16 protein-coding genes are annotated in these 16,547 nt (G+C 40.2%); 6 read left to right on the top strand and 10 right to left on the bottom strand.

What is annotated here, in order from left to right:
* Window positions 1–123: 123 nt before the first annotated feature.
* A complete protein-coding gene (locus A5888_RS00700) occupies window positions 124–1,563 on the bottom strand; it encodes a PLP-dependent aminotransferase family protein (RefSeq protein ID WP_086347369.1) in 1,440 nt (479 codons plus the stop codon).
* A 118-nt stretch (window positions 1,564–1,681) separates the two neighbouring features.
* Here A5888_RS00700 and thiD point away from each other — a divergent pair, with 118 nt between their 5' ends.
* Window positions 1,682–2,503, top strand: coding sequence for a bifunctional hydroxymethylpyrimidine kinase/phosphomethylpyrimidine kinase (gene thiD, locus A5888_RS00695; RefSeq protein ID WP_086347368.1), 822 nt, complete (start codon window positions 1,682–1,684; stop codon window positions 2,501–2,503).
* Between the two features lie 173 nt (window positions 2,504–2,676).
* Window positions 2,677–3,216, top strand: a complete 540-nt coding sequence (locus A5888_RS00690) for an ECF transporter S component (protein WP_086347367.1) — start codon at window positions 2,677–2,679, stop codon at window positions 3,214–3,216.
* Window positions 3,217–3,380: 164 nt separating this feature from the next.
* Here A5888_RS00690 and A5888_RS00685 read toward each other — a convergent pair whose 3' ends face one another.
* The 3 genes from A5888_RS00685 to guaC form a co-directional block, all read right to left on the bottom strand.
* Window positions 3,381–4,364 (bottom strand): permease prefix domain 1-containing protein, encoded by a 984-nt coding sequence (locus tag A5888_RS00685; RefSeq protein WP_086347366.1) that lies wholly within the window; start codon window positions 4,362–4,364, stop codon window positions 3,381–3,383.
* Window positions 4,361–4,693 (bottom strand): PadR family transcriptional regulator, encoded by a 333-nt coding sequence (locus A5888_RS00680; protein WP_086347365.1) that lies wholly within the window; start codon window positions 4,691–4,693, stop codon window positions 4,361–4,363. The genes A5888_RS00685 and A5888_RS00680 overlap by 4 nt, the downstream gene beginning before the upstream one ends.
* Window positions 4,694–4,882: 189 nt before the next feature.
* Window positions 4,883–5,860, bottom strand: coding sequence for a GMP reductase (guaC, locus tag A5888_RS00675; RefSeq protein WP_086347364.1), 978 nt, complete (start codon window positions 5,858–5,860; stop codon window positions 4,883–4,885).
* Window positions 5,861–6,304: 444 nt separating this feature from the next.
* On the opposite strand from guaC, the gene A5888_RS00670 reads away from it, so the two are divergent.
* The 3 genes from A5888_RS00670 to A5888_RS00660 all read left to right on the top strand — a co-directional run bounded on the left by A5888_RS00670 (window position 6,305) and on the right by A5888_RS00660 (window position 8,826).
* Entirely contained in the window at window positions 6,305–6,931 is a 627-nt protein-coding gene (locus A5888_RS00670; protein WP_086347363.1) for an MBL fold metallo-hydrolase, read from the top strand.
* 22 nt (window positions 6,932–6,953) lie between these two features.
* Window positions 6,954–7,661 carry a histidine phosphatase family protein gene (locus tag A5888_RS00665; RefSeq protein WP_086347362.1) on the top strand — a complete coding sequence of 236 codons (708 nt, stop codon included), beginning with the start codon at window positions 6,954–6,956 and terminating at the stop codon, window positions 7,659–7,661.
* A gap of 457 nt (window positions 7,662–8,118) precedes the next feature.
* Window positions 8,119–8,826 carry a histidine phosphatase family protein gene (locus A5888_RS00660; protein WP_086347361.1) on the top strand — a complete coding sequence of 236 codons (708 nt, stop codon included), beginning with the start codon at window positions 8,119–8,121 and terminating at the stop codon, window positions 8,824–8,826.
* Window positions 8,827–8,882: 56 nt separating this feature from the next.
* On the opposite strand, the gene A5888_RS00655 is transcribed toward A5888_RS00660, so the two are convergent.
* From A5888_RS00655 to A5888_RS00640, 4 genes are all read right to left on the bottom strand, one after another.
* Complete coding sequence (locus A5888_RS00655) at window positions 8,883–9,734, bottom strand: MurR/RpiR family transcriptional regulator (RefSeq protein ID WP_086347360.1); 852 nt, start codon at window positions 9,732–9,734, stop codon at window positions 8,883–8,885.
* A 140-nt stretch (window positions 9,735–9,874) separates the two neighbouring features.
* Window positions 9,875–11,320, bottom strand: coding sequence for a PTS transporter subunit EIIC (locus A5888_RS00650; RefSeq protein ID WP_086347359.1), 1,446 nt, complete (start codon window positions 11,318–11,320; stop codon window positions 9,875–9,877).
* 13 nt (window positions 11,321–11,333) lie between these two features.
* Entirely contained in the window at window positions 11,334–12,227 is an 894-nt protein-coding gene (gene murQ, locus A5888_RS00645; protein ID WP_086347358.1) for an N-acetylmuramic acid 6-phosphate etherase, read from the bottom strand.
* Window positions 12,202–13,290, bottom strand: a complete 1,089-nt coding sequence (locus tag A5888_RS00640; protein WP_086347357.1) for a DUF871 domain-containing protein — start codon at window positions 13,288–13,290, stop codon at window positions 12,202–12,204. The genes murQ and A5888_RS00640 overlap by 26 nt, the downstream gene beginning before the upstream one ends.
* Before the next feature lie 434 nt (window positions 13,291–13,724).
* On the opposite strand from A5888_RS00640, the gene A5888_RS00635 reads away from it, so the two are divergent.
* Window positions 13,725–14,552: an undecaprenyl-diphosphate phosphatase gene (locus A5888_RS00635; protein ID WP_086347356.1), complete on the top strand. Its 828-nt coding sequence runs from the start codon at window positions 13,725–13,727 to the stop codon at window positions 14,550–14,552.
* A gap of 100 nt (window positions 14,553–14,652) precedes the next feature.
* Here the strand turns inward: A5888_RS00635 and A5888_RS00630 are convergent, their stop codons facing one another.
* Together A5888_RS00630 and A5888_RS00625 are read right to left on the bottom strand one after the other, a co-directional pair.
* The gene (locus A5888_RS00630; protein WP_086347355.1) at window positions 14,653–15,675 is read right to left on the bottom strand and encodes a DUF1002 domain-containing protein; all 1,023 of its coding nucleotides are present in this window, start codon (window positions 15,673–15,675) and stop codon (window positions 14,653–14,655) included.
* Window positions 15,676–15,912: 237 nt separating this feature from the next.
* Entirely contained in the window at window positions 15,913–16,542 is a 630-nt protein-coding gene (locus A5888_RS00625) for a V-type ATP synthase subunit D (RefSeq protein ID WP_086347354.1), read from the bottom strand.
* Window positions 16,543–16,547: the final 5 nt, after the last annotated feature.

Here is a 16,547-nt window from a genome sequence, read left to right as displayed (position 1 = left end):
TCCCTCCATCTTCTTATTATTTTATCATAATCCTCCCAACTTGGAGTACAAAAATTGGAGGAACAGATATTTTTTATTCTCTTTTTAGTGGGGAGCCTATACTCTCGTTCAAAGCAATAGTATTCATTTCCTTCTATTTTGCATAAGCCGTTGAGTGATCTTACTCATTTTTTCTTGAAAGGATGGCAGCTGTTCTTCAGAAATCCTCGAAAAATTGATTCGAATACTATTTTTGTGTTCACTAAATAGAAAACTAGGCGCTACCAACAGCTTTTCCTTCAGAAAATACTGCCATTCCTGTTGCTTCAGCTTCCCTTCAGAAAAAGTTGCCCAAATATAAAAACCGCCTTGGGGCATCTCTACTTCCCATGCATCTAATGCTTCTAGGATCGAACAGACACCTTTGCCTCTATTCCTGATTTCCTGTTTTAGTTCTGTTAGTTTCTCATAAAAGGAAGAATCGTTTAGTGCGATAGTCGCAAGCACCTGAGGAAAAATACTCAAGGAAAAGTCCATCACTTTTCTCGCTTCGGCAATCTGTCGATTGACAGATAGCGGAGCACTCAACCAGCCAATTTTCGTCGTGGAGCCCAGTATTTTAGACAATGAACCAATATAGAGTACATTATCCGGATCGATTTTTTTTAAGGGCGGAATTTGGTCACTCGCTACCTGTCGCAATTGACCAAAAACATCATCCTCAACAATCGGAATCTGATAGCTTTGACAAAGCTGAACAAGCTGCTCTCGTCGCTCACGCCCCATCACTTTTCCTGTTGGATTTTGAAAGGAAGGATTGACCATCACCATTTTCACTCTATGTTGTCTGATTGTTTGCTCCAATTGCTTCAATTCTATACCTTCCTCATCCATTGGAACACCATATAGACGAATCCCCGCTGCCTGAAAAACAGGAAGCGCATATAAAAACGATGGGTCTTCGACAGCTACACTGTCTCCAGCGCTCAGAAGTACTTGTAATATCATAAACAACGCCTGCTGAGCTCCGGAAGTAATCAATAGTGTCTCCTTTTCCAATACAAACCCGTATTCTTCTTCTGTCATCCGGCTGATTGATTCTCTTAATGGGAAATAGCCAAAATCATCCTGCTGTTCTTCTTCTAAAAAATGCTTCCATGTCAAAGACGGGATATCAAAGCTTGGAATCAATTCCAAAGGAAGCTCTCCTGTGTAACCATCAATCAGCTGCTCATCCGCTTCACGCAACAGCTGCTTCGTATCTTCTATAAAGGGCTCTGTTTTGCTGAAGGCATTTTGCTCCAAATATCGCTTCCAATCTGTTCTGGCAGCGGAAGTAACGCCCCATTTCCCTTCCGCAATAAACGAACCACTTCCTTGCTTTCTAATAATCCAGCCCATGTCTTCAAGCTCTTCCAAAGCATGAACAACAGTGGACCGATTGACGCCTAATTGAGTCGCCAACTTTCTTTCAGCGGGCAACTTGTCTCCCGGGTTTAGTTCCCCATTCTTTACAGCCGAAAGGATCAGCTCTGAGATTTCCTGATATACAGGAACGCCTTTTCTTTTATGCAAATACCACATAATTTCCTCCGATCAAAATTGGATGAGTTAAAAATAATCCAATTGGCTGTTTTTGTCAATGAGTAACTGGTATACAATACTATTTATTCATCTAAATGGATCGAAGGAGGAAATTAGTATGATCAAAAAAGTATTAACTGTTGCCGGTTCTGATTCCAGTGGTGGTGCTGGAATTCAAGCTGATTTAAAAACATTTCAAGAATATGGTACTTTCGGATTTTCCGCATTGACCAGCATCGTTACCATGGACCCTGATGAGGGTTGGAGTCACACGGTTACGCCGATTGATCCTGACTTAGTAGATAAGCAACTAAAAACGATCTTTGCCGGTGGAGCACTTGATAGTATGAAGACCGGTATGCTAGGAACGATCGAGGCAATTGAACTCACAAGAACCTATATTGATCGTTTTGACATGAAAAATATTGTGATCGATCCTGTGATGGCCTGCAAGGGAACGAGCGAATTGTTACAGCCGGAAAATGTTGCTGCAATGATTCAGCAGTTACTCCCTAGAGCAACGATTACAACACCAAACCTTGTAGAAGCCGGAATTCTTTCCGAAATGGGTGATTTGACCTCTGTTGATCAGATGAAAGAAGCCGCGAAGAAGATAGTATTATTGGGCCCTGAGTACGTGGTCATCAAGGGCGGTCATCGTCTGCCAACTGAAAAAGCAATCGACTTATTCTATGACGGCAAAGACTTCACGTTGCTAGAGCATGAAAAAGTTGCGACTGATTATAACCATGGTGCCGGCTGTACGTTCGCGGCAGCCATCACTGCCGGACTTGCAAAAGGATACTCTGTTGAAACTGCTGTTCGTCGTGCTAAAGAGTTCGTTGCAGCAGCCATTGAAAACGGTCAAAGAATCAACCCGTTTTTAGGTCATGTTTGGCACGGAGCATACAATCAGGCCGAACAACGAATGACTGAATAGGTTGTGTCTGAAATCTTCAGCAGGAGCTACTTACTATTTTTATGGAACCTATCGTCATAACGGTTGTCTTATGAACCAAATAAACGGTGTTTTCCGTTTGACTTCTAAAAAAATAGATTCTTCTGCAAGTTATAGATACACCGCTATTATTGAACAATTAAGGAGCATAAATTATGAAAAAGAATTCCACCCTTTCCATCGTACTAATTGCTTTGTTTGCTGCGTTGACTATTCTTGGAACGATGATAAAAATCCCTTTACCCACAGGAGCATTTGCGCATTTGGGGAATGCTGTACTGCTTTTGGCTGTATTACTTATAGGCTATCCGAAAGGAGCTCTTGCCGGAGGTCTGGGCTTTGCAATTTTTGATTTGATGAACGGCTTTGCAGCAGAAGCGCCCTATTTTCTTATCGAAAGTTTCATTGTCGGAGGTGCAGCTGCACTAGCGATCGTCGCCTTCCATAACAACATTGATTCATTGAAAAAGTTGTTAACTGTCGCCGTTGCAGCCGGCGTTACAAAAATCATTATGACACAATTGAAAAATACTGCATTGGCAATGATTGCCGGTAGCAGCTTCAATCTGGCCTTTTCCGGCGCATTCTCAATGTTGCTGGCTACAGTGTTGAATGTGGTTACAACACTCATCATTGTCTCCTTCGCCTATTTCCCATTGAAAAGGGCAATGCGAACAATTTTCAGAGAACAATAGTAAAAAAGTGCAGTGAGCTCATTTTGATTGTCAATAAACGAGTGAATTTTGCTTACGGCTGCAACTATTGGCTTTCCTGCCTTTATCTTTTTATACTCTTATAATATAAAAAAGAACACCTTGGAATCAGAGAACTACAATTTCTCATCTTCCAAGGTGTTTTTCTATTCATTTGATGTAAAAATGCTTTCAAAAATCCCAAACAAAATACCAGCTACCGGAAAAATGATCCACGAGGTTCCCCAATTACCGAATAAGAAGCTTTGAGAAAGAAATACAACGACGACGATCGGCCAATAGACTTTTTCAATAATTAGCCAAAAAACGGGTTTTTTTTTATTCTTTTCTGCTTTTGCCTTTGGGCCTAGCTTGTCCTCATCGCTGATAAAATATTTATGCTTCAGCAATTGCGTAAAGCTACCCATGATCACACCAGCATAAATGAATAGAAATACACCGGCAGAAGTTAATAACAAAGTAAGTGCCAATCCGAGCATTTCAGAACGCTCACTATCATTTATGGTTGTAAAGAAAATCAGCGGAGCTGCTGCAATGATACAGAAAACAACACCTGTTGAAATACTGAAAACATAAGAACGTTGAAATTCTGCTTTTTTCAACTCTACCATTTTCTTGACTTGAACAGGAATCAAACGATCATTCAGCGATTGACGATTGTTCGACATACTTGTTCCTGCAGTGATAAACAACGGCACCCCAATTGCGACGCCTATCAACAGAAAGACCAAACCGATCGCTTCACCCATTTGTTCCCCATAAAATGCTTGTGCTCCAAACATCAGTGCCGCACCAAGAATGATGGCTGCTACACCAACTGAGATGAAAAATGCCCCTCTTTTCTGAACTCTAAGAAACGTTTCTGCTTCATCAACCATGATCTCGTCGATTTCTCTGCCCATTTCTTCACTGTATTCTTTTTTCATATTCATTTCTTCTAATAGCTCATCGATATTACCAAATTCAGAAATCACAGCACCAATTGCTTCATTCTCTGATTTCCCTTCACTTTTCAAATCTTCATAGCGATCTTCTGCTCCTGCTAACAGATCTTCTTTCAACTTCCGAATTTGAGGAGTTTCCTGAATCCCCAAAAATAGGCTTTCTATATAGTCTTGAATTGTCTTCATTCTTCTTCCTCCTTGATAAAGCATCCCACAACTTGTTTTGTCAGCTGCCATTCCTCTACCTTTTCCTGTAAATAATTGCGCCCTGTATCAGTAATCTTATAGTAGGTTCTCTTCTTTCCGTGAGTGACCTGCCCTGGATAAGATTCAATAAAGCCATTTTTTTCCAAACGTGTAAATGCAGAATATAATGTCGTCTCCTTTATCGAATAATTCTCTTGCGAAACCTCTCGTATTCTTTTAGAGACTTCATAACCATAGGAATCACCTTCAGAGAGAATGGTCAGGATAAACGTGTCATTGTATCCGCGGATCGCATCGCTTCCAATCATTCAACCACCTCCAAAATTACTCCATCCAACGTACTACGTCTGTCGTTGTAATTATAATAGCACGATTACTACGACAGGTAAAGTAAAAAAATAAAAATACAAAAAAATCGAATGAGAAGTTATTACTAACTCTTTCTCATCCGACTATTTTTAAATGTATTTAGCTTTGAGGAGTATCCTCACTGACTCTTATATTGTATCTCCATTAAAAATAGAGTTTTTCACAATTACGTAATCTACTTTTCGAACAGACTCCAAATCTTTTCCACCGGCATAAGAAATAGACGATTGGAGATCCTGCTGCATTTCAATCAGCGTGTCAGACAATTTCCCTTTATATCTGATCCAGATTTTTTTACCTTCTACATTCTTCTTCTCTCCTTTTTGGAATTCAGAAGCACTGCCGAAGTATTCTTTGTATACAACACCGTTCTCTACCTTTGTTTCACCTGGTGATTCTTCATGTCCGGCAAATAGCGAACCGATCATAACCATCGTTGCCCCAAAACGAACAGATTTTGCAATATCGCCATGTGTTCGAATGCCGCCATCAGCAATAATTGGTTTCCGAGCAGCTTTCGCACACCAACGAAGCGCTGCTAATTGCCAGCCGCCGGTACCAAATCCAGTCTTGATTTTCGTGATGCAGACTTTCCCTGGGCCGATCCCAACCTTTGTTGCATCTGCTCCGGCGTTTTCCAATTCTCTCACTGCTTCAGGTGTTCCAACATTACCTGCAATCACAAACGTCTCCGGCAAGAATTTTTTCAGATGCTGAATCATGTTGATCACAGCATTAGAATGCCCGTGTGCAATATCAATCGTTACATAATCAGGAATAAGCTTTTGTTTTGCTAGCTCTTCCACAAAAGCATATTCGCCTTCTTTCACGCCAACACTGATTGATGAAATCAACCCTTTTTCCTTCATTCTCTTAATAAAGGGAATCCGTGCTTCTTCATCAAAGCGATGCATGATGTAAAAATAGCCGTTTTCAGCTAAAAATTCTGCAATTGTTTCATCGATAATCGTCTGCATGTTCGCAGGCACAACCGGCATTTTAAACTCGTGGGCACCTAAACGGACAGTCGTGTCACATTCTGAGCGACTGTTAACGATACATTTATTCGGAATCAGCTGTACATCTTCATAATCAAAAACTTTCATAATCACTATCTCCCAGCAAATTAAAATTATTTTGGAAAACACATAAAAAACAAACGTCAAAAGAATAAAACGTTCGGAATTTTCATGCCCATGATAATTTACATCATTTTACAGGAAATGTCAAAAGGAACTTAATAAAACTTGCGTTATTTCGAATATTCCCTTAGAAATTCTTAATTGACACACACTAAAACCCGAACGAAAATTGTTTTTGACGAAATTTTGACTTCCTTTTATCTCATAACTGCAACTATCCTCCCGAAAAAATCATCTTGCTTTTTTGGACTCTCCACTCAAGTGATGTATAATTGTTGTATAAAACCTGTCTTGTAAACGAGCAACCCAGCTCCTCTATTTCTCTATTCTCAGTGAAGGAGCATCTAAAAAAGGTAGCATTGCATACGGTTTAGACAGTGAAAAAATGAAGGCGAGGTATAAAAAATTATGCTGACAATTGAACAACTTAGAACAGGAGCAATACAAGAAAACTGTTACCTGATATTTAATGAAAAATCCTTATTGATCGTAGATCCAGGTGCGGAAGACCAACGATTGATTCATGAAATCGAAAAAACCGGTAGAAAGCCTGAAGCAATTCTTCTGACACATACACATTATGACCACATCGGTGCTGTAGAGAGCTTGAGAAAACAGTTTGATATCCCAGTCTATGTGAGTCCATTGGAACAAGAATGGCTAGGCGATCCAACGTTGAACCTCTCCGGTCTTGCTCATCATGATGATATGGCAAACATTATTGTACAGCCGGCAGAATACGAATTTGAAATGAAAGATTATGAAATTGGCGGCATGTCTTTTACTGTTGTCCCTACCCCGGGCCACTCAATTGGCAGTGTCAGCTTCATTTTTGATGATTTCGTTGTAACGGGCGATGCCCTTTTCAAAGGTAGTGTCGGACGGACCGATCTTTATACCGGCAACTTAGAGCAATTACTTGATGGAATTCGAACCTACCTATTTACTCTTCCAGACGAATTTCCTGCTTATCCGGGACACGGTGATGCGACAACCATTGAGCATGAAAAAAGGACCAACCCTTTCTTTCAATAATAAATTAGTTGAGGTGAAAAGAATGACAGAAACAAAGCTTTATATTATTCGACATGGGAAAACCATGTTCAATACACTTGGACGAACACAAGGATGGTCAGATACTCCTTTGACCACAGAAGGCGAGAACGTTATTCAACAACTAGGTGTCGGATTAAAAGCCGTTCCTTTTGAAGAAGCCTATTCAAGTGACAGTGGACGAGCAATGCAGACTGCTCGCATCGTTTTGCAGGAACATAATCAAGGAGATAAAATCCCTTATCGAACAGATAAACGCATCAGAGAATGGTGTTTCGGCTCCTTAGATGGTGGATATGATGGTGAATTATGGGGCGTTGTTCCTCGAATTTTGGCTTTCAATAACTACGACGATATGATGTCAAAAACCATTAGCTATAGAGACCTTGCAAATGCAATCATCGAAGCCGATACGGCTGATTGGGCAGAGCCTTATGAAACAATCAGAGAACGCGTCTGGTCAGGCTTTGAGGATATGGCCCACCAACGCGAACGTGCTGGCGGTGGAAATGTCATGGCAGTCTCGCACGGATTGACCATCTCTTTTCTGCTCTCTTTGATTGACGAAACATTACCGATGCAAATGGGGCTTGATAACGGCAGCGTAACAACACTCATTTATAAAAACGGGACATTTACAATCGACAAAATCAATGATCTTCAGTATATCGAAGAAGGAAAAAAGGAACTGGAGTATAGAAGTATTCTTTAAACGTTTCCACACTAGACTTCTCTATGGATTGCTTATCTTTTGAAAGCAATCCTTTTTATTTTGCCAACTTTAATTATGAAATAACTGAAGTCATTTCACCTTCCAAACTATCTCAGCTTCTGCTTTACCAATTCTTAATATTTTACTCATCACTTTATAATAAAGGGATGACGCTAGCAATTTTCAGAAACCCAAATCCAAATTTTTGTTTTCTTTCTCCTTTCGGCAGTATAATCAATACCATTCTAAAGGAAAGGTTGTGAAAACTATGCTGAAAACCGATTTATTCACATTCTGTGTACGAAAAAGTAATCAGCAGTTTCAAGCTTTAACTTGCTCTGGCAAATCATAGTTAGCGATCAGCTCCTACTAAGAATAGTTCATCACATGACTTCTCTTTAGATAAGTCAATGGGCATGGATCCGATTGATCAAAAATGAAAATGAGGTGTAGAAAAATGACAAAAACAAAACTTTATCTTGTTCGCCACGGAAAAACAATGTTTAATACCATCGATAGAGTACAAGGATGGTCAGATACACCTCTAACACCAGAAGGGAAACAAGTCATTCAGCATTTAGGTGTTGGACTTCAGTCAGTTCCGTTCGAAGAGGCTTATTCCAGTTACAGCGGACGAGCGATCCAGACAGCAAGGATCATCCTACAGCAGCATGAACAAAAAGAAACGATCCCCTATGAAATGGATGAACGGATTAGGGAATGGGGCTTTGGTTCGTTAGATGGTGGTTACAACAATACACTTTGGGCACTTTTAGCGCGACTCTTGAATGTTGATAGTTTAGAGGATATTTCAAAGGTTTCAGTCACTTATAAAGAATTGGCAGAAGCGATTCTCGCTGCTGATACAACGGGCTGGGCCGAATCATATGAGCAAATTGAAGAACGTGTGTGGACGGGGTTTGAGGATATTGCTCAAAAACGTGAACAGAATGCTGGCGGAAATACTTTGATTGTTTCTCATGGCTACACCATTGCCTTTTTCCTTTCCTTGATCGATGCGAGCCGCCCTGTTCAGTTTGATTTAATAAACGGTAGCGTGACGACAGTCACTTATGAACACGGAGAATTTACGATCGATACAGTGAACGATACGAATTATATAGAAAAAGGTAAATCCTATCAAACACAGCAACATCTTTTATAGACAATACGAACCCGTGCAATCAATATCTCACACGGGTTCCTTTTTATTTCCCTGCCCTATTGCTTCAAATAGTCGACAGTTGTTCTTGATTGTTGGATTTTCTTCAACGTCTCATCGTAATTATTCGAAGCATAATAGAAGAACAAAACATCTACGATATAAAGCTGTGAGATCAAAGAAACAGTTGCCGCACTCCGTAGAGGGGCTTCTTCTCCCTTCACAGTCAAAAGGACGAGATCACTTTTTTGCGCTAACCTAGAATCACAATTTTCAGTGATACCAATGGAATAAATACCTCGCTCCTTTGCGATATCCAACAGAGCAATCAGCTCTGAGGTTTCTCCTGAATTGGAAATACCGATAAACAAGCTTTCCTTTTCTCCAGTCCCCAAGGCTGAAGCTAAAAGATGATGGTCTAAAGAATAAAAGACAGTTTTTCCTAACCTCGTAAACTTTTGATAAACATCCTGTGCAACCAGCGAGGAGGCACCTAAGCCATACACATAAATAATTTCTGCCCGTTCAAGCTCTGGTAAAATCCTTTCCAAATCCTTTTCATCCAGCAAATCCGCAGTCCGCTCCAAAGCATGAACAAAACGAACATTTAGCTTTTGTTTGATAGCCTCTGCTGTTTCTTCTTTTTCTACCTCTGTATGCATATCCGTATCTACAGCTGATCCGAGGTTCGCCGAAATAAGTAGTTTCAGTTCTGTAAATCCATTTACCTGTAGAGAATGACAAAACCGAATGATTGCCGCTGGACTTGAGCCAGCACGTTTAGCTAATTCTTGTGCACTCATCGTAATGATTTCATTTGCATTTCCCAAGATGTAATCAGCGATTTTTTGTTCAGATTTCGGCAGCTGCTCCCGATGATCTTGAATGGTTAAAATAATATTCTGCTGCATCCCAATCACTCTCCCTATCCAATCGACATTGTTTCTTTCTGCGTAGTTTCATGACACTATTATATCGCAAAATGTGGACTTATATCCTCTTGACTGACAAAAAAAGACAAGAATTTTCTCGTCTTTTTTTGTTTTAATTATCATTTCATATCTTTCGGAATACCAAAGAAGAAAGTTGCTACAAATCCACCTGCGTATGCAGCCAATAGACCTAATACATAGGCTAACCATTGGTTATTCGCAATCAACGGAATCAGCGCTGCCCCACTTGGTCCGATTGCAATTGCACCAACATTTCCGAAGGCACCAATCACTGCACCCCCGATACCGCCGCCAATACACGCTGTAATGAACGGACGTCCCAAAGGCAGCGTAACACCATAAATCAAGGGCTCCCCAATACCCAAGATACCAACTGGTAAGGCTCCTTTGATCATTTCTATTAATTGCGTATCCTTTTTACAACGAATCCATAAAGCAAGCGCTGCCCCAACTTGACCCGCACCAGCCATAGCTAGAATCGGCAACAGGAGTGTCTGACCCGTTTGAGCGATCATCTCCATATGGATCGGTGTCAAGATTTGATGCAGGCCAAACATGACCATCGGCAAGAAAGTCAAACCCAATGTGAAGCCGGCAACTATACCACCTTTTTCAAGAATTGTGTTAATCACGCCAACTAAGCTGTTTGAAATCACGCCGGCAATCGGCATGATCAGGAAGATCGTTGCCAATCCAATAACCAACAAGGCAATCGTCGGTGTAACAATGATATCAATAGAATCTGGAATCATTTTATGCAATTGCTTTTCTACTAAAGAGAGTAACCAAACAGCAAAAATCACACCGATGATCCCTCCTTGTCCTGCAGATAAATTACCACCGGTGAAAAGATTTGGTAACGGGGCTTCTGGATTCATTCCTGTCAGCATCGTCACACCACCAATAATTCCACCTAATGCAGGTGTTGCGCCAAATTCACTGGCACTATTGATCCCGGTATATAACGCAAGGTAAGCAAAAATTCCGTTTTTTATGATATTTAATACATCAACATATTGCTGCCAAGATGCACCAATATTACCGGCTACGATCAAGTTTGATAGAACAGCAGCAATCCCTCCGATGATACCTGCACCAACAAATGCCGGAATCAGCGGAACAAAAATATTAGAAATTGATTTTAAAATTGCTTTAAATGGTGAATTATTTTTATGCTTTTCTTTTTGATTTGCTTTCATCTGAGCGGCTTTTTCTTCTACTAGTTGTTTGCCGCTTTTCCCTTCTACTGACACGTCTTTTTCAGTAGTTGGGAAAGCTTCCCCTAGCTTGACCCCAGCCATATCAACCATTTCCTGTGCAACCTTATTTACAGTTCCAGGACCAATCACAACTTGTAAGGTATCATCTTCCACAACGCCCATCACGCCGTTGATTGCTTTCAATTTCTCCAAATCGACCTTATCATAATCACGGACATCCATTCGAACACGTGTCATACAATGGCGCAGCTTCTCTACATTCTCCATCCCACCAACTTCTTTATAAATCTCCCTAGCCAAACGTTGAATCTTTTCATCTGCCATCATCATTTCCTCCTTAATTAGAAATTGTATTTTTAATAAAATGATTGCCCTTGATTAGTTTTTCTTCTGCTTCTTCTTTACTGCAATTCGTCAAAAGCATCACAATTGCCAGCTTGACGTTTTCCTCGGCCTTTTCAAAGTAGACTACTGCTGTCTCATAGTCGCACGCTGTTGCTTCCATAATGATTCGTTTTGAACGCTCGACCAGCTTTTCGTTGGTTGGTTTTACATCAACCATCAGATTCCCATAGACTTTACCAATGCCGATCATGGAAATCGTTGATAACATGTTCAAAATCAACTTCTGTGCTGTCCCTGATTTCAATCGTGTCGATCCTGTTAGAAATTCTGGTCCAGCATCCACTTCGATAGCTGTATCAGCATGTTGGCTAATTTCTGCCTGTTTGTTACAAGAGAGAGAGGCTGTTCCTGCGCCAATTTCTCGTGCATAGTCCAAACCGCCAATAACGTAAGGCGTTCGACCACTCGCAGCAATCCCAACAACAAAATCAATCTCTTGTAAGTTCAGATCAATCAAATCCTGTTTTCCTAATTCTTTAGAATCTTCTGCTCCTTCAACGGCAAGTGTCATCGCCTGTTCACCACCGGCAATCAATCCCTGAACCATTTCAGGAGAAACACCAAATGTTGGCACACACTCCGCCGCATCTAAGACACCTAAACGTCCACTTGTGCCAGCTCCCATATAGATCAAACGGCCACCTTTATTAAAGCTCTCAATAATTTGTGTCGTAACCTTTTCAATCTCTGGTAATGCTTCTTTAACCGCTAAGGCTACTTTCTGATCTTCTTCGTTCATTCGAATCAACGCCTCTTTTACAGACAGCTGATCCAAATTCATCGTATTCATATTTCGTTTTTCAGTTGTTAGATTTTCCAGATTCATTTTCAAAAAACCCTTTCTTTACTAATTTAAATTTAGTTCCACCTGTTATTGCTTGGATCAACATCAGATCTTCTTTTACAATTTCAGAAACGACATTCACTTTTTCATCTTTCGGAAGAACATTTTTTACTACTTGGATCTCTCCCATATATCTGCTATACCCGACATTATCAACGGTCACACTCCCTATCGCTCGTTCACGAATAAACTCAGGTTTGATCATTGGGATTTCTCTAAATCGTGCCTCTGCGCTCCTTACGACATCTCTCGCATCATCGTAGCGATTGCTATGCTCACCTAAAACATATGCATAATACTGACTCCCTATATCTATGGTTTCAAGGACTAATAAATTCTGATTCAAATAGAAATCATATTGACGAATCGTCCGCTGATCGATTTGCGGATCACCAATGTAGACACCATCAACCTGCAATTTCTTCAACTTAAGTCCAGCCGCTAAAGGGTTTGAATAGCGATACTGTTCTACAGTTGGCAGTCCCTCAAACAAAGGTCCCCGTAGCTCCTTGTTTCCTGAAACAAACGCATACACACGTATATTATTTTCCTTCAACCAGCCATTTTTTTCGTCAAAAGTCTTTTGATCTAAGCCGGTTTCCGGTCGCGGATAATAATTATGCCAAGCTTCGAAATTATCAAAATTCGCGTCTGCTGTTTGCAGCTCTCTGATATCGGCCTCCGTTAACGTACTTGCATTCAAGCCAATAGTCAGCTCATGGGACAATTTGGCCATTTGCTCATTCGTGATCGCATAATCCATTCGCAGACCCGTCACACCAAGTTCAAGAAGCTCATTGATACGCTCAAAAGAAAAGCCTGCGCGCTCTAATGCATCCCCTGATATATCGACCATTAACTTCATTTTTTCTGATTTAGCAATAGCCCCCAATTTTCTCAGTCTTTCCAGATAGAGTGAAGCATCCTCCTCCGGTATATGAAGCGAGGTAAAAATTCCTTTGAATCCTGTACCGCTCATTTGCCTTATATAGCATTTCGTTTCAGCGGTCATTTCTTGACCTAAAAATACTGAAATTCCATACATGAGATCCACCTCCTGTTTAATACGCTTTCATTATACTTCGATTGAAATAAAATTTCAACTATAAACTTAAAATATTATTTAATATGAAATTTAATTTTAAATAGAGATAAACAAATTCCCAATACACCTATAGATAAAGCCTCTACTTATCGCTCTTCCCATACACTTAAATAAGTAATAGGATAGGGCTACTCTGTACGTCAAAAAGTGAAATAAGTTTCGCAACAGCAATTTTCCTGAATTCCTCCTTATGGCTTCTCGCCTACAACAAATCTATTTACTGCCGCTGTGGTTCTCCTTAATCCTTGAAGCCAACTACCTCTACTCTCAGTTTCCTAAATTTTTCATAGGTGATTTTTATAGCTAGTTGGTTTTTTTGTCAGTTAACGGTATACTGTTACTGTATGTATTTTTACATGGAAAGGAATGGATCTATGCTATCAAATTTATGGAAAGCAATTATTCTTGGTATTATAGAAGGGATTACGGAATGGCTGCCTATCAGTAGTACAGGACACTTAATCCTGACAGATGAGTTTATCAAGATGAATTTGAGCTCCGACTTCATGGAAATGTTCAATGTTGTTATACAGCTAGGAGCAATCATGGCAGTTGTTGTTTTATACTTCCACAAGCTGAATCCTTTTTCACCAACAAAGACAGAGGAAGAAAAGCAAAATACCTGGGAGCTTTGGAAAAAAGTTATTATCGCCTGCGTACCGGCTGCTGTTATCGGATTATTATTCGACGATGCAATCGATGCCCGCTTTCATAATTTCATCACGGTTTCTCTGATGTTGATCATTTATGGTGTCGCGTTCATCATTATTGAAAAGAGAAATAAGAATAAGAAACCAAAATGTACAGACCTGAATAAGTTTACTTATAAAGCTGCTGCTGTTGTCGGGATCTTTCAAGTCTTATCTTTGATTCCCGGGACATCACGCTCCGGTGCAACGATTCTGGGGGCGATCATCATTGGTGCTTCTCGTTTTGTTGCCACTGAGTTCTCTTTCTTCTTGGGGATTCCAGTTATGTTTGGGGCAAGCTTCCTGAAAATCGTGAAATTCTTGATGAAGGGCAATCCATTTGTCTTTTCAGAATTCATTATTTTATTGGTGGGGGCAGTTGTAGCCTTCTTTGTTTCAATCATTGTTATCAAATTCCTGCTTAACTATATCAGGAAAAATGATTTCACAGCGTTCGGCTGGTATCGTATCATTCTCGGAGTTCTATTGATCAGCTATTGGCTGTTCTCCTGATACCGAAACTACGTTATGTACACTAAAACCGCGTTTGCCCTTCTAACAAAAAGGGGCAAACGCGGTTTTTGATTTGAATTTATTTACTTGTTATTATTCTTTATTTAAAAAGATTACCAAAAAAGTCTGTGATGGAGTTCCATAACCCTTGGAAAAACCCTTCATTGGCTTTTACCGCATTCGTCAAATCACCAAATTTATCGCCGATACTGTTCAAGGTATTTTGGAAGCCTTCACTGATTTTATCTAATTGAGCCATTGATTCCTTGGACAACACACCTTCAGTATCAAGATATTGTTGAGCCAATGAAATCAGTTGATTGATACTGTCTTGGGAAATATATTGAGACAAATCATTATTTTTTATCGCATTATTTACGACCTCTTCTACTTCTGCTGCGGTAACAGAATCACCCTTCTGTTCCTTTAAATCAGCCAGCTCTTTCTTGATATCAACTAATGCTTGGTTCAGCTGTGTTTGATAGGCTTCATTCGCTGCCTGTTTTTCTTCTTCTGTCATATCTGAATTATTTTCTGCTGCTTCCTGAGTGATTTCGTTTGCAACATCGGTTGTTGTCGTTAATTCTGTTTGTGCGAGTTGGGCACGGTCAGAATCAATTGCATCACCATTCGCTTCAAACGCTTTATACACACCAGTCAGAGCACTCTCACCCGTTACTCGTACCACACTACCGACCTTAATTGAAGCATCGCTGATCCCGGCTGTTACCAGAGGATTTTTATACTGATCCGCTGTGATCAATGTAATATTTTCCGGTGTCACGATATCTACAGTGATTCCAGCCCCTTCATTCTTTCTTGTAACAACGACCGAACTCAACATCGCTGAATCATCCCCGCTGCCAGAACCTAGATACTTGATTAAGTCAGCTCCTGTAGCTGTCTGTGTGTTTACATTATCTGCTGTGATTCCTAAAATGGACATTGTTTCTGCTTTTTGTGCATCAGATAAACCCGCACCTGCAACAAATGTCGGTTTGCCCCATCGTTCATCGATTACTGCATCTGTATTATCCGCATGAACAGTTACCGGAAGTATCATCCCCGTTATCCCGATCGTTAGCATCGCCGTCATTGCTAGTGCTGCATTCTTTATTTTCATTATCATAGCCACCTTTTTCATGAATTGTCACTTTACACTATCATAGCCCAATCCCATGGATAAAGAAAATATCTGCCTTTTTCTTTAAGGATAATTAAGTAACATTGAAAAATCTTAACACGAGTAACGTGCACATAATCTAAGCAATAGAAGTCGTCTAAATCTCTATTAGGACAACAAAAAACGAGCACAGAACAAAAGTAATTTGTCTGCACTCATTTTTTGAATTATAGACTCCTAAGAACCCATATCCTTGATCTTGATCAAACGAGTGATTTCTCCACGTTCGTTCTCTTCAAGCTTCATCTTGATATAGTAAATCGTCTCTTCCAGTTGCGGAATCGTCATATATTCCAACGCATTTACACGTCTACGGGTTTTCTCGATTTCTTCTGCCATCAGCTGACATGTCTTTTCGACCTCTGCCAATTCTAACAACTTCGGAAGAATCGATGAAATTTTGTCAAAAGAGATATCCAGCTCCGCATTAGAGTTCAAGTAACCATAATTTAAAGGGGATTCAATAATCTCCTCATCATAATGGAAATTCATGATCGGAACAGCGACACTCATCACGTTCTTTTCGATGACATCTACTGCTACTTCACTCGCTGGTATAGAGACTAGCTCTTCAATAAAAGCCTCATTCAATGTGCTACTAGCCAACACAAAGCTTGATAACGCACCGGTCAATTCCTCTTCTACATCAATTCGAAGCTGATTGTTTTTTCTAACCAACAAAATGAATTGACGAATCAGCTCATCCTGTTTGTCCTTCAAAAGCTTGTGTCCTCTACTGGCTGTTCCCAGCTGCTTCTTCAGACGAGTGAGCTCCATACGAGTCGGATTCACATTTAGTCTAGCCATTGTGA

The organism is Enterococcus sp. 9E7_DIV0242 (assembly GCF_002140975.2).
Classification (GTDB): Bacteria; Bacillota; Bacilli; order Lactobacillales; family Enterococcaceae; genus Enterococcus_L; species Enterococcus_L clewellii.
This window is presented reverse-complemented; position numbering and strand designations above follow the sequence as displayed.